Annotated in this window: 18 protein-coding genes; 2 read left to right on the top strand and 16 right to left on the bottom strand. The window is 33.7% G+C overall.

The features are described from left to right. Positions 1–464: 464 nt before the first annotated feature. Positions 465–1,271, bottom strand: coding sequence for a lysophospholipid acyltransferase family protein (locus Q0Q96_RS07595; protein ID WP_293873193.1), 807 nt, complete (start codon positions 1,269–1,271; stop codon positions 465–467). A gap of 44 nt (positions 1,272–1,315) precedes the next feature. Next, positions 1,316–1,954 (bottom strand): CoA pyrophosphatase, encoded by a 639-nt coding sequence (locus Q0Q96_RS07590; protein WP_293873190.1) that lies wholly within the window; start codon positions 1,952–1,954, stop codon positions 1,316–1,318. 66 nt (positions 1,955–2,020) lie between these two features. Here Q0Q96_RS07590 and Q0Q96_RS07585 point away from each other — a divergent pair, with 66 nt between their 5' ends. Continuing rightward, positions 2,021–2,464 (top strand): DUF4268 domain-containing protein, encoded by a 444-nt coding sequence (locus Q0Q96_RS07585; protein ID WP_293873187.1) that lies wholly within the window; start codon positions 2,021–2,023, stop codon positions 2,462–2,464. Here the strand turns inward: Q0Q96_RS07585 and Q0Q96_RS07580 are convergent. Further along, positions 2,461–2,757, bottom strand: a complete 297-nt coding sequence (locus Q0Q96_RS07580) for a DUF721 domain-containing protein (protein ID WP_293873184.1) — start codon at positions 2,755–2,757, stop codon at positions 2,461–2,463. The two genes, Q0Q96_RS07585 and Q0Q96_RS07580, sit on opposite strands and share 4 nt — an antisense overlap. A gap of 21 nt (positions 2,758–2,778) precedes the next feature. Then, the gene (locus tag Q0Q96_RS07575; RefSeq protein WP_293873181.1) at positions 2,779–3,195 is read right to left on the bottom strand and encodes a lipocalin family protein; all 417 of its coding nucleotides are present in this window, start codon (positions 3,193–3,195) and stop codon (positions 2,779–2,781) included. Between the two features lie 135 nt (positions 3,196–3,330). Between Q0Q96_RS07575 and Q0Q96_RS07570 the strand changes: the two genes are divergently transcribed. Continuing rightward, a complete protein-coding gene (locus tag Q0Q96_RS07570; RefSeq protein WP_293873178.1) occupies positions 3,331–4,413 on the top strand; it encodes a serine hydrolase in 1,083 nt (360 codons plus the stop codon). A gap of 7 nt (positions 4,414–4,420) precedes the next feature. On the opposite strand, the gene Q0Q96_RS07565 is transcribed toward Q0Q96_RS07570, so the two are convergent. The 12 genes from Q0Q96_RS07565 to Q0Q96_RS07510 all read right to left on the bottom strand — a co-directional run bounded on the left by Q0Q96_RS07565 (position 4,421) and on the right by Q0Q96_RS07510 (position 13,254). Continuing rightward, positions 4,421–4,603, bottom strand: coding sequence for a hypothetical protein (locus Q0Q96_RS07565; RefSeq protein WP_293873175.1), 183 nt, complete (start codon positions 4,601–4,603; stop codon positions 4,421–4,423). A 6-nt stretch (positions 4,604–4,609) separates the two neighbouring features. Continuing rightward, positions 4,610–5,563, bottom strand: coding sequence for a signal recognition particle-docking protein FtsY (gene ftsY / locus Q0Q96_RS07560; protein ID WP_293873172.1), 954 nt, complete (start codon positions 5,561–5,563; stop codon positions 4,610–4,612). Between the two features lie 95 nt (positions 5,564–5,658). Next, positions 5,659–5,811 (bottom strand): DUF4295 domain-containing protein, encoded by a 153-nt coding sequence (locus Q0Q96_RS07555; protein ID WP_162126115.1) that lies wholly within the window; start codon positions 5,809–5,811, stop codon positions 5,659–5,661. A gap of 46 nt (positions 5,812–5,857) precedes the next feature. After that, positions 5,858–6,040, bottom strand: a complete 183-nt coding sequence (rpmG, locus tag Q0Q96_RS07550; protein ID WP_293873168.1) for a 50S ribosomal protein L33 — start codon at positions 6,038–6,040, stop codon at positions 5,858–5,860. 26 nt (positions 6,041–6,066) lie between these two features. Then, positions 6,067–6,303 (bottom strand): 50S ribosomal protein L28, encoded by a 237-nt coding sequence (gene rpmB, locus Q0Q96_RS07545; protein ID WP_264521700.1) that lies wholly within the window; start codon positions 6,301–6,303, stop codon positions 6,067–6,069. Positions 6,304–6,375: 72 nt separating this feature from the next. Continuing rightward, positions 6,376–7,629 carry a CinA family nicotinamide mononucleotide deamidase-related protein gene (locus Q0Q96_RS07540; RefSeq protein WP_293873149.1) on the bottom strand — a complete coding sequence of 418 codons (1,254 nt, stop codon included), beginning with the start codon at positions 7,627–7,629 and terminating at the stop codon, positions 6,376–6,378. 164 nt (positions 7,630–7,793) lie between these two features. Next, the gene (locus Q0Q96_RS07535; protein ID WP_293873147.1) at positions 7,794–8,138 is read right to left on the bottom strand and encodes a histidine kinase; all 345 of its coding nucleotides are present in this window, start codon (positions 8,136–8,138) and stop codon (positions 7,794–7,796) included. Then, positions 8,138–8,749, bottom strand: a complete 612-nt coding sequence (locus tag Q0Q96_RS07530) for a fumarylacetoacetate hydrolase family protein (RefSeq protein WP_293873145.1) — start codon at positions 8,747–8,749, stop codon at positions 8,138–8,140. Before Q0Q96_RS07530 ends, Q0Q96_RS07535 begins: the two co-directional genes overlap by 1 nt. Positions 8,750–8,812: 63 nt before the next feature. Further along, positions 8,813–9,586 carry a 3'-5' exonuclease gene (locus tag Q0Q96_RS07525; RefSeq protein WP_293873143.1) on the bottom strand — a complete coding sequence of 258 codons (774 nt, stop codon included), beginning with the start codon at positions 9,584–9,586 and terminating at the stop codon, positions 8,813–8,815. Positions 9,587–10,015: 429 nt separating this feature from the next. Beyond that, positions 10,016–10,543, bottom strand: coding sequence for a hypothetical protein (locus Q0Q96_RS07520; protein ID WP_293873141.1), 528 nt, complete (start codon positions 10,541–10,543; stop codon positions 10,016–10,018). Positions 10,544–10,736: 193 nt separating this feature from the next. Further along, positions 10,737–12,041: a dihydrolipoamide acetyltransferase family protein gene (locus tag Q0Q96_RS07515; protein WP_293873139.1), complete on the bottom strand. Its 1,305-nt coding sequence runs from the start codon at positions 12,039–12,041 to the stop codon at positions 10,737–10,739. 73 nt (positions 12,042–12,114) lie between these two features. Further along, positions 12,115–13,254: a glycosyltransferase family 2 protein gene (locus Q0Q96_RS07510; RefSeq protein WP_293873137.1), complete on the bottom strand. Its 1,140-nt coding sequence runs from the start codon at positions 13,252–13,254 to the stop codon at positions 12,115–12,117. Positions 13,255–13,588 lie beyond the last annotated feature (334 nt).

Below are 13,588 nucleotides of genomic sequence, written 5' to 3'. Positions count from 1 at the left end.
TCTAGCCGTGTCACAATTTGGCAACTTTGTCTTGTTTATTATTAGTTATTTATCAAAGGTATTTTTATTCTATTTGAATTAGAAACAAAGATATGAGCAGTTTCTCGCAATTGCCGATTTTGTGGTAAATTCACCTTCTCGTTTCGCAAGAAATATTATCTTAGTGGAAAATAATTCGTTTCGAAGTTCGCAACATCGCAAAGCGCGCGAGAATATTACCACCTGCAACGAGAATAGTGCAAGTAGCACAATCGAACATCGAACTTTAAGCTAAATAAAAAAACCAGCCCATAACAGTTGTGACAGTTGCGCAACCACTCTTAAAAACTAAACACCCAGCACAACCATAAAAATTAACCTCCCCCAAAATACTTTAAGCGAGGTTAATTTTTAATTCAAAGTCGTGTTATATAAAAACAAAGTGCGCTATAAATTCTCCAGACTTAATCGGAAAATCATTTTTTCTAATGCCACTCCCGCAACTTATTCAAACGTTCCTGCTCCTCGATTTCCTCTGCCGGAATGACATTTAAAAAAGAAGGATGCTGCTCTATCGCATAAGCAACTTTTTCAACAATCTCGTCTATCGTCGCGTTATCATAATCAATTTCCAATGGTTCCTTAATGATAAAAGATTGCAGGATATTTTTCTTTTTCATACGCAACCCTTTTTTATCAAACGAACGACGAAAACCATCAATAACAATAGGAACTACAATAGGTTTATACTGCTTGATAATATGCGCAGTTCCTTTTCGAACAGGTTTAAAAGATTTGGTAGTTCCTTGCGGAAACGTAATTACCCAGCCATCGTTGAGCGCAATTCTTATATTTTCGGTATCATTAGGATTTACTTCTCTTTTTTCGGTCACATCTTTACCTCCAGCACGCCAAGTTCGTTCCACAGAAATCGAACCAACATAAGCCAAAATTCTAGGTAAAAGTCCAGATTTCATTGTTTCGCTAGCTGCAACATAATAAATATTTAGTTTGGGCTGCCACAAATAGCCTACATTCTTTATACTATCTTGCCTTCCCGATAAACTTGCATTAAATACATGAAACATCGCCACCACATCAGCAAAATAGGTTTGATGGTTAGAAATAAACAACACATTTGTATCTGTCAAAGTAGCAATAATTTCAGAGCCTTCTATTTGCAATTCGTTAAAACCTCGGTAACGTCTGTGGGTAATGGCCCCAAATATTCGGATTAACCATTTTTTGATAAAAAGTATATGACCAAAAGGATTTCTCTTCAACAAACCCATAACTCAATTTTAATTAGGCAGGCAAATTTACAAAAACTTCAACCTTATAAAACCATTTTTAATGCTTCTTTCAGTTCACTCAACATCATGGCCGTTGCACCCCAAATAAAATGTTCGTTCACAAGAAAACCTGGCACCGCTATACTACTTGCATACGAAGTTTTCATAATATTTGTATGCAATATTTTATCGTCCAAAAAATTGGCTAAGGGCAATTCTACTATTCCTGCTACTTCGTCTTCTTGCAAAACAAATTTTAATTCCTCCTGGCTATAGCCAAAAAACGGATGCACAATATAATTACTCGGCGGAATATAAACTTCAGTGAAGGCCCTAACCACTGAAATAAAGCGGGGATGAATTCCAATTTCTTCATGCGTTTCTCGCAACGCCGTTTGTTTCAAATCAATATCTTCTACCTCTTCTTTTCCTCCAGGAAAAGCTATTTGAGACGAGTGCACACCGTTATAGGAAGTTCGAATAATTAATGCCAAATGAGTTTGCGACTTCTTGGGATAAAATAACATCATTACCGCAGCTTTTCTGGGTTTGATTTTAGTAAAATCGGTATTTTTAATTAATTCTTCTCTGTTAGGAGGAACCATTTTTATATGCGCATTGTTTGCGGGAAGCGCTACAATTTGTATTTTTGGCGTGTGTTTTAAAAACTCGTCAAAGTGCATAATAATTAGTTTAGAATTATAAAATTACTCTAAAAAATAAGGCACACCAATTTTTAATTTAATAAAATGTACAGCAAAGAAGAAGCACTACTTATAAAAAAAGAATTTTGGACCGCTTTTGCCGAAGCATATCCACGAAAATGGTTGTTGTATGACACTAAAATTAAAAATGTAGCTTTCAAGTTTTATATCGATAATAAGAAAGCGCAAGTACTATTAGATATTGAACAAAATGACGAAGAAAAACGAAAAATCTACTTTGAAAAAATAGCCTCTTTAAAGACCATTTTGCATCAAGAGTATTTGCCAAATGCTATACTGGAACGAAATTTTTATCTCGAAAACGGCAAGATTATCAGTAGAATTTGGGTTGAAAAAGAGAGCGTTGGCTTAAATAATAAAAAGTATTGGACTGAAATTTTTGAATTTTTTAACCAAACTATGAGCCAATTTGAACAATTTTTTTTTGAACACGAAGACTATATCAAAAATCTAGAAATCAATACTTAACGAAGCACAACTTCTTTGATTACTTCTTTCCCAAGTTCTTCATTAATTATTTTAATAATCTTCTGTTTACCATAGCTCAATTCTTCCCGTAATACTGCCGAAGTTAAATAAACATAAAGCGTTGTTCCTTTCAAAACAACTTCTTTTGTATAGCTATTCACACCATTTCCCATAAGTGATTTCCAAGCTGCTTGAACATCAATTTTATCCATGCCAGGTTGGAGCTTATTTTTATCGATAAACTCTTTCAAAACATCTGCTATTGAACCTTCATTACTTATTCGTCTTGCCATTTATGCTGAATAATTTCTGTGTTATTTGAATGAGAAGGGTTTAAATTTTTTATAAGTGTACTCTAAATTTCCTTGATTTTTTAACACTAAAGCAGAATCTTCAATGGTAATAATTTCTTCTTGCCATGTGTTATATTTTGTACTGTATTCAATAAAGAAAGCATTGTTTTTTTCTAAAATTTTAATGGTTTCCCTGATGTCATTGGTCTTAAATTTTCCATCAAATTGCGGCATCACTTTTTGACGAAAACCTTGATTATCTTTCAGCTCAAAATAATCGATAGTTTCGTTGACTTTATACTCTTTCTTGCCACCACCTGGCGACCCAACTTGTTTGATTTCCCAGTAGCCATTAATCTTTTTGACATCTTCCTTTTTCACAATAGCGTGACACGAAATCAAAGTTAGAACAACAACCCAAATACTTAAGTTTTTCATTACTATTACAACTTCTTATTTACAGTTTTACAAATTTAATTTATAAATTTATAATCTGACAGAAATAAAAAATTAATATTATCAACATCAAACTATTTTAGTAATACACTGTCAAAATACTAAATTTATCAAATTATGAAACAATTTTTTTTACTTTCAATGCTGTTACTTTTATTATCAAACTGTAGTTCCAATTCGACAGCAACTCCAGCTCCTGTTGACGAGCAAATGTATTTTCCGCCCAATGACGGCAGCACTACTTGGCAAACTAAAACCATTGCAGCACTAGGGTGGAATCAAAGTGCAGTACAACCTCTTTTAGATTATCTGCAACTGAAAAATGCTAAATCTTTTATGATATTGGTAAACGGAAGAATTGTAATGGAAAATTATTTCAACGGTCATTCAGAAAGCAGTAATTGGTACTGGGCAAGCGCAGGAAAAACACTCACATCAATGATGACAGGCATTGCACAACAAGAAGGTCTTTTAAACATTGATAATAAAGTTTCAAATTATATTGGGACAGGTTGGACTAATGAAACATTGTCACAGGAAAATTTAATTACCTGTAAAAACTTGATAACTATGACTTCAGGCATTGATGATTACGTGAATGGTGTGTATAGCGATGCCGTGACTCCGTCAAGTTTGAACTACAAAGCCGATGCAGGAACTCGCTGGGCTTACAGCAACGTATATGTTAAAATGCAAGACGTTATTGCTACCGTTGCTGGTCAATCTTGGAGCAACTATTTCAATATCAAATTAAGAGACAAATTAGGGATGAACGGAACTTGGATTCAGTCCAATAATAACGTTGTGTATTGGAGTACTACAAGAAGCATGGCGCGTTTTGGATTGATGGCTTTGAATAAAGGAAACTGGAATGGATTGCAAGTCGTAAACGAGAACTATTTTACGCAAGCAACGACAACTTCACAAAACATCAATGTGAGTTATGGCTATTTGTGGTGGCTGAACGGAAAAGCAAGTTATCATTTGCCACAAACGCAACAGGAATTTGCGGGAAGTATTATACCTACCGCACCAAACGATATGTTTATGGCATTGGGTAAAAATGATCAAAAGATTTATGTGATTCCGAGCAAAAAAATGGTAGTCATTAGGATGGGTGATGCTGCAGACAGTGCAAATTTGGCACTATCAACTTTTGATGAAACGTTGTGGACAAAAATTACTGCGTTGTATCAATAGCAATAGTTTATTTTCTGTTTATTAATCGGATCAAAGCATAAACGATTATGATAAATGAAATAAGTTGAAGTCCTAAAGCAAGACTTTCCACTTTTTTTTCAATAAATTTTGATACCACTTCTATACCAATACCCATCAAAAGTAACAGAAATGGTGAAGATGTTCTAAAAAAAGATAAACCTTTATTCATATAATTTTATTTAAAAAACGAATCTACAAATTCAAATTTATTAAAAACTTGTAAATCATCAATACCTTCACCAACTCCAATATATTTTACAGGAATTTGAAATTGGTCTGAAATCCCAATAACAACACCACCTTTCGCAGTGCCGTCTAATTTTGTTACTGCTAAACAAGAAACCTCGGTCGCAACCGTAAATTGTTTGGCTTGTTCAAAAGCATTTTGTCCAGTCGAACCATCCAAAACTAATAAGACATCATGGGGCGCATCTGCAACTACTTTTTGCATCACTCTTTTTACTTTAGTCAGTTCGGTCATCAAATTTACTTTATTATGCAAACGACCAGCCGTATCAATAATCACGACGTCGGCATTTTGTGAAACGGAACTTTGTAACGTATCAAACGCTACCGACGCTGGATCACTTCCCATTTGTTGTTTTACTAATGGAACGCCTACTCTATCTGCCCAAATTTGTAATTGGTCAATAGCGGCAGCTCGAAACGTGTCAGCAGCTCCAAGAACGACCTTGTAACCTGCTTTTTTAAATTGATTCGCTAACTTCCCGATGGTGGTAGTTTTTCCAACACCATTAACGCCAACAACCATAATTACGTAGGGTTTTTTATTGGCTGGAATTGTAAAGTCTGTTTCTTCTCCCGATTTGGTTTCAGATAAAAGACCGGCAATTTCTTCACGAAGAATTTGATTGAGTGCTTCTGTACCTATATATTTATCGTTAGAAACCCGATTTTCAATTCTTTGAATAATTTTTAAAGTAGTTTCAACTCCTACATCAGAAGATACTAGTACTTCTTCGAGATTATCTAAAACCTCATCATCTACTTTTGATTTTCCTGCAACTGCTTTAGTCAGTTTGGAAAAAAAAGAGGTTTTGGTTAGTTCCAAACCTTTGTCTAAAGTTTCTTTTTTCTCGGAGGAAAATATTCTTTTAAAAAAACTCATTGATACTAAATTGAAAATTTGAAATGCAGGGCAAATATAAAAATAAAAAAGCTACTTCCGAACGAAAGTAGCTTTAGTATAAAATGTTTGTTGAATTAGTTTTTTTTAAGAAAACTATCTACTTCTTCTGGAGTCATAATACTTTCAACAAATGTGTAAGCACCAGTTTTAGGAGACTTAACCATTTTTATTGCTTTGGTTAATCTTTTAGAAGCGGTTTGTAAGGTTGCAACGGTCTTTTTTGCCATGATTCAAATGTATAGTGAAGTTTTTAGTTTAGTAAAAAAATCTTAATTATTTAATTTCTTTATGAACAGTCATTTTCTTTAAGATTGAATTAAACTTTTTAATCTCTAATCTATCGGGAGTGTTTTTTTTGTTTTTGTTTGTGATGTAACGAGAAGTTCCAGGAAGTCCTGTTCCTTTGTGTTCAGTACATTCTAATATAACTTGTATTCTATTACCTTTCTTTGCCATCTTACTTTATTTTTACTGGGATAAGATTATTTTATAAATCCTTCAACTTTTGCTTTTTTCAAAACAGCAGCCAATCCATTTTTGTTGATTGTTTTAATGGTAGACGCTGCTACTCTTAATGTAATCCATCTGTCTTCTTCAGCAAGATAGAAACGTTTTTTAACTAAGTTAACAGAAAATTTTCTCTTAGTTTTGTTCATAGCGTGGGAAACATTGTTTCCTACCATCGCTTTTTTACCTGTAAGGTCACAAACTCTTGACATTGTGCTTTTCTTTTATAGTTATTCAATTCGAGGGTGCAAACTTAAGTAAAATAAACTGTAGAAGCAAAATAATTATGGCAGATTTTTTAAAATTTCTTTTTGCATCATTTCCATTGCTTTGTTCGCTGTTCTATCTATCACTTTTTCACGTGGTTGTCCAAAATTAAATTCCTCAATTATAATTTCGTTTAGCACTGCCAATGCTATAAATACTGTCCCTATTGCGGCATCGCCATCAGTTTTACTCGGACCTGCATTGCCTGTGGTAGCAATTGCGTAATCGGTTTGCATAAGTTTTTGAATTCCAAGTACCATCTCCTTAGCAACTTCTGCACTTACTACAGAGTGCTTATCGATTGTGTGTTGAGAAACGCCCAGTACAGAAACTTTAATATCTGTAGCATAACTAACTACACTTCCTCTAAAATATTGTGACGAGCCAGCCACTGATGTAAACATTTGGGCAATTCTTCCTCCAGTGCAACTCTCGGCAGAAGCAATTGTTTTCCCTTGTTTTGTTAACAATCTTCCGAGCATTACTTCTATTGTTTGATCTTCATCAAAACCTGTGATGATTTCACCAATTATTTTAGTTAAAGACGTTACATTTTCGGCAATGGCATTTTCTAAAATTTCTTTATTTTCACCTCTTGCTGTAATGCGCAAACGCACTTTTCCGAGTGATGGTAAATAAGCTAGTTTTAAAAAATTTGGTAGACTATTTTCCCAGTTTTCTATACGTTCAGCTATTAAACTTTCACCTTGTCCGTAGGTTAAAATGGTTTTATGAATAATGTACGGACGCTTGTATTCTTTAACTATTTTGGGGATGATTTCGTTTTCTATTAAATATTTCATCTCATACGGAACTCCCGGCAGAGAAATATAAACCGTATTTTCTTTTTTCATCCACATTCCCGGTGCGGTTCCCATTTTGTTGAAAAGTACTTCGCATTTAGATGGAATCAAGGCTTGATCACGGTTTAATTGCGTGAGAGGCCGTTTATAAAAACCTTCAATAATATCTTTTACATGTGCTAAAACAGTTTGGTTTTCGACCAAAACATCATCAAAATATTGGCAAAAGGTATGCTTGGTGATGTCGTCTTTTGTTGGTCCTAAACCGCCGGTTATTATAACTAAATCTACTTTATTTTGTAGAGAGGCAAACGTTTCTAAAATATGTTGTTTATCATCCGAAATAGAAAGCATTTCGTGCGTTTGAACACCAATTTTATCTAAAGCTTTGGCGATATACCCCGAGTTGGTGTCTACTATTTGTCCGATGAGAATTTCGTCGCCAATGGTGACTATGGTTGCTTGCAAGCGATTAGATTTTAAATATTAGATTTCAAATATAAAAATAGAAGTTCAATTAGCCCCGATTGTTGTGAAAATCATCTTTGACAAAGTTTTTTTTTGTCAAAGATATTGTAACGAAAAGCGGGAATTACCATTGCTTATAATGTACTGGCTTTTCGCTACTGCTTTTAAATATCAAAATCTTTTTTAATTTCTTTGACAGCTTTCTCGACTTGACTTTGAACACTTGCAAAAGTATCTACAATTTCCTTGCGCTTGCCTTCGGCTTTTGTCCAAGCTTCTACCTGGAGAATTTCCTCAAATGCCACGTTCATGCCCAATAAATCGAGGCTTGGTTTTATTTTGTGCGCGTAGGCATAAGCCAGTTTGTGGTCTTTGGTCTTAATTCCCAAATCGATTTGTAACATGTCCTGCGGAACTTCGGTTACAAAAAGAGTAATAATTTGCATAACGAATTCAGTATCGTTGTCTGAAAGCGCGTATACTTTTGCTAGGTTGTAATTTATTGCCATTATTTGATGTGTAATCTCATTACTTTTATATTGTTTATAAATCCTTCTAAAACATCGTTAGGCAATACTTTTCCAACGCCTTCGGGTGTTCCTGTAAATATGATATCGCCTTTTTTGAGCGTGAAATATTGCGAAACATAAGAGATGATTTCATCAATTTTCCACAACATGTGACTGGTATTTCCTTTTTGAACGGTTTGACTATTTTTTGTTAATTCAAAAGTAATATTTTCAAGTGAAAGAAAATTATTTTTTGGAAGAAAGTCACCAATTATCGCTGAACCGTCAAATGCTTTTGCTTTTTCCCAAGGCAACCCGTTTTCTTTTAATTTGTTTTGCAAATCTCTTGCAGTAAAATCTATTCCTAATCCAATTTCGTCATAATACTTGTGCGCGAATTTAGTTTCGATATACTTGCCTACTTTGCTGATTTTGATTAAAATTTCAACTTCATGATGAATGTCGCTGCTGAATTCTGGTAGGACAAAAGGAGTTTTTTTTGGTAAAATTGCGGTATCTGGTTTCATAAAAATTACGGGCTCATCGGGTCGCTCGTTGTTGAGTTCCGCAATATGATTGACATAATTTCTTCCAATGCAGATTATTTTCATTTTTTAAGTAATTTGTAATTAGTAATTAGCTTCGTTTTATATTAGTTACTAATCACTATTCACTTAATTTTTTGTATTCAGTTTTCTTAATTTGATTTTGGTCAAAACTTTTTTAGTGTATAATGGGAATTCGGCGTTTTGTATCCAACCAAAATAACCGGGTTCTTTGTCTAAAACCTCATCAACCAAGGCACCTTTGTGTTTGCCAAACGTGAAAATTTCTTTTCCATCTTGATTTAAAGCAATAAAACCTGCAAAATCAACCGTTTTTTTTCGAGTAGTAAATTCAGAAAGCACTTTCATGTCGTTTTCCAAATCTTCGTAACGATCTAATTGCGCTTTCAAAATTTCGTAGGTTGCCATAGTATCGGCTTCAGCACTGTGGGCATTTTCTAAACTTTGATTGCAATAAAATTTATAGGCAGCACTTAACGTTCTTTCTTCTTTTTTATGAAAAATAGTTTGCACATCTACAGAAACGCAGTTTTTCATATCAAAATCTACTTCGGCTCGCAGTAATTCTTCGGCCAAAAGCGGAATATCGAATCTATCGGAATTAAATCCAGCCAAATCCGAATCTTTAATCATACTATAAATTTGCGATGCTAGTTCTTTGAATGTAGGTTCATTGACTACTTTTTCGTTAGTGATTCCGTGAACGGCAGTTGTGGCCGCAGGAATGGGAATAGTTGGGTTTACAAGCCATGTTTTACTTTCTTTGTTTCCGTTGGGAAATACTTTAAATATTGATATTTCCACAATTCTGTCTTTGGCAACTTCAATACCTGTGGTTTCCAAATCAAAAAAACAAATAGGACGTGTGAGTTTCAATTCCATTGTAAAAAGTTAATCGACAAATATAAAATAATGAAGTTACCGTTGGTCGAATTTATAAAAAGTTTTGCATTTTTTTCAACAAAAAAGTCTTTCGGTTTATGAACTGATTAATTCTTTTATAATTGGCTTTGATGCGCTCGTTTTACCTAAAATGGTTTTTGAGATAATAAATTACACTTGGTTCAAAAATGCAACATAGATAGTACTGAAAGCGTAAATTATAGCAAAGTAATTAGAAGTTTTCTTTTAAGTATTTAAAGAATTGAATCCAATTTTATTGAAAGTGTGAATACTATCTTTACTGGATATTATATAAAAAGCCTTAATAAATAAGGCTTTTAGTTTTTTTGAAATATGTATTTCACACATTTGATAAAAAATTTGCTACATGATAAAAATGACTTTTCTTTAAAGAAACAATGGTATTCGTTATTGTTTATTTTTTAGATTTGAAAGGTCTTCTTCTATTTTTTTAACTTCCAATTGTTTTTTGGTTATTTTAACTTCATACTCGCTACTTTCTACTTCCGATAAGCTTCCAGCAGTTTTTTTACTTGCAAATTTTTCTTGAAGTTTAATTAAATCTTTGTTGACGCTCATTAATTTTTGATTTAACCTGATTTCCTTTTTTTTGGCATCGTTCAGTTTATCATTGTTATCTGCAATAGTTCTGTTTTCTTTTTGAACTTGCTTTTGATCATTTTTTAGTTTTTTCTGCTCTTTTGCTAATTCTCTGCGTTCGTCCGTTGCTTTTTCATCATTTCTTTTCTGATTTTTAGTGATTTCTTTTTGATCGCGAAGCTCTGATTTGAGCTGTGATTTTTTTTCATCGATGGTAACTTTGCTTGTTTGGATTTTTGTCTGAACCGAATCTACCACAATGGTTGTCTTTACTTCTTGTGCCGATGCCAAACAGAAGGCGAATAAACAAAATAAGCAGCTAATAATTTTTTTCATGAGTATTGATATTTAGTTGTACGTTACAAAGATAAGCTTGCACCAACTGCAAATTATTATACAATTAAAAAAATAATTTATATAATTTAAAAGTTTTAAAAACACTCAAGAGTTTACACAGTTTAACTTCTTTTTAAATAAAAAGTCTTTTTAAAGTGGGAAAATCAAGTAATTTTTATTGGTTTACTATTTCTTAATACTCCCTACTCACATCAAATGCTTCAAGATAATCGGCTACCCGTTTTACGAAGCTTCCTCCTAATGCTCCGTCAACTACTCTATGATCATACGAATGTGATAAGAACATTTTTTGTCGAATTCCGATGAAATCGCCTTCGGGAGTTTCGATAACGGCGGGCACTTTTCTAATGGCTCCAAGCGCTAAAATTCCAACTTGTGGTTGGTTGATAATTGGTGTTCCGAACACAGAACCAAAGGTTCCTACATTAGTAACCGTATACGTTCCTCCTTGTGTATCGTCGGGTTTTAGTTTTCCTGTTTTGGCACGGTTTCCTAAATCGTTTACGGCTTTTGCCATTCCAACTAAATTCAATTGGTCGGCATTTTTAATTACGGGAACAATTAAATTTCCGTTTGGCAAAGCCGCAGCCATACCAAGATTGATATTTTTTCTTTTGATGATAAAATCACCGTCCACAGAAATGTTCAATCCAGGAAAATCTTTGATAGCTTTAGCAACCGCTTCCATAAAAATTGGAGTGAAGGTTAGTTTTTCGCCTTCGCGTTTTTCAAAAGCTACTTTTACTCGGTCACGCCATTTTACAATATTGGTCACATCCACCTCAATAAACGATTGTACATGTGCCGATGTTTGTACCGAAGCAACCATATAACCCGAAATAAGTTTACGCATTCTGTCCATTTCTACAATTTCATCACCACCATTTACAGAAACAGGAACAGCTAGATTTGTAGGTTGTTGGATATTGGTTTTTTGTTGGGAAGTTTCACTAGTAGCTAATGGCTTTTGTCTATTGCCTATATATTTTAAAATGTCCTCTTTCGTAACACGTTCGTCTTTTCCAGAACCTGCAATTGCTTCCAATTCGGATACAGAAATTCCTTCAGCACTAGCAATGTTTTTTACCAGCGGCGAATAAAATTTATCTGATGATTTGAAATCAGCTGGAGTAGTTTTTTGTATTGAGGTTTCAATAGTTTTTGTTACTTCTGCAACAATTGGCATCTCGACTGCGCTCGATGTGACAGCGCTACTTTCTATTGATGGACTTCCACCTTCAGTTTCAATAATGGCGATAGTTTGCCCTACTTTTACAACATCATTTACCTGAAATAAAATTTCGCTTAAAACACCTGAAACTTCGCTCGGTACTTCGCTATCAACTTTATCGGTAGCGATTTCAAGAACAGCTTCATCAATTTCGATTTTTTCACCGACTTGTTTTAACCAATTGGTAATGGTTGCCTCTGCAACACTTTCACCCATTTTAGGTAATTTCAATTCAAACTTTGCCATATTTGTATACTAAAAGTTGTGTTTCGTTATTTGGTTTGCAAAAATACTAATTATTTTGAGGTTGTGTGGCGAATTATTCAAGTTTTGATAAATTTAATACTTGACCTATATCGTTTGCGTGATTGCTTCCAATAACAACATTAGACGAAGGTAAAAAGTTCTTGAAAGTAACAGTCACTGATTTGCTTTTTTCCATAAAACTTATTATTTCTTTATAAGTGAAACAAGTTGTATCGAAAATAATTTCACAACTAATAGTTGAATTAATTCTGAAATCATCAAACCTTGAATAAATTATATCTACTGACGAAGCAAACGTAGAACTGCTTCCTTTAGTAAAAAGTATAGTTTCATCTATCGAAAAAATTCTATTTTTCTGTTGATTTTTCTTGACTACGCTGAAAATGAAACTACCACATTTCATCACAAAATCAAATACTATTGATTTCCGAAAATGTTTATTATAAAAAAACTGCATCGCCTTTCTAAAATGCTTTATGTAATTTTTGTCTCGAACCGTGCTTTCACCTTTATAATGAATAACGGTCGTTTCGTGAAAATAATAATTTGATTTTCCTTTTTGCAAACTCCTGTAACTTAAATCGATATCATCGGAATACATGAAACAATTTTCGTCAAAACCACCAAGTTCGTTGTACAAATCCCGCTTCATGACCATAAAAGCACCCACGAGAATATCTACTTTTCCTGTTTGGTTTTCATCTAAATGCTGGGCGTAATATTTATTAAATGAAGAGATGTTCGGGAAAATTTTATACAAACCAAAAATTTTAGTTATAGCAACCCAAGGCGTCGGGATTCCGCGCTTACTTTCGAGAAGGAAGTTTCCGGTTCCATCAATAAGTTTACAGCCAACGATTCCCAACTCTGTTTTACTTTTGGCGAAAGCCAACACTTTTTCAAACGTATCTTCGGCAACAACAGTATCAGGATTCAAGATGCAGATGTATTCGCCTTTAGCTGCTGCAACCGCGATATTATTTCCTTTTGGGAAACCAAAATTATCGTTGTTCTCAATGAGTTTGATATTCTGAAAACGCTGTTTCATCATCGCGCAGCTATCATCCGAAGAATTATTATCGATGACTATGATTTCGGCATCTAGATTCTGAACGGCTTTTTGTACACTCAAAACACACAACTCTAAAAAGTAGCGCACATTGTAATTAAGGATGATGACGGATAGTTGCATTGGACAAATATAATAGATTATTAGACTTCTTAAATTGTTAGATTATTAGACTTCTTATCTAACAGCAACAAAAGACATGTCTAACTTTCTAAAAGTGAAGCGTGTCTAAATTCATAGTGAATTCGTGGTAAGTCCGTTGAAAATAATAAATTTTATGGAGTTATTATGGAGTTATTATTGAAATAAATTGGATTGGCTTTAGTCTAATTTATATATGTTAAATTAATTATGTCTTTAAATTCATACCAAGCTGTAAAAGAAGTAGCTATTAAGGCTATTGTTTTGTTCACTGGGCTTTGATTTTCATTTATTATCGATTTGAGTGCATACCAGT

The organism is Flavobacterium sp., assembly GCF_025352015.1.
Lineage (GTDB): Bacteria > Bacteroidota > Bacteroidia > Flavobacteriales > Flavobacteriaceae > Flavobacterium.
The sequence above is the reverse complement of the archived record's forward strand: the minus strand, read 5'-3'. Positions and strand labels throughout refer to the sequence as shown.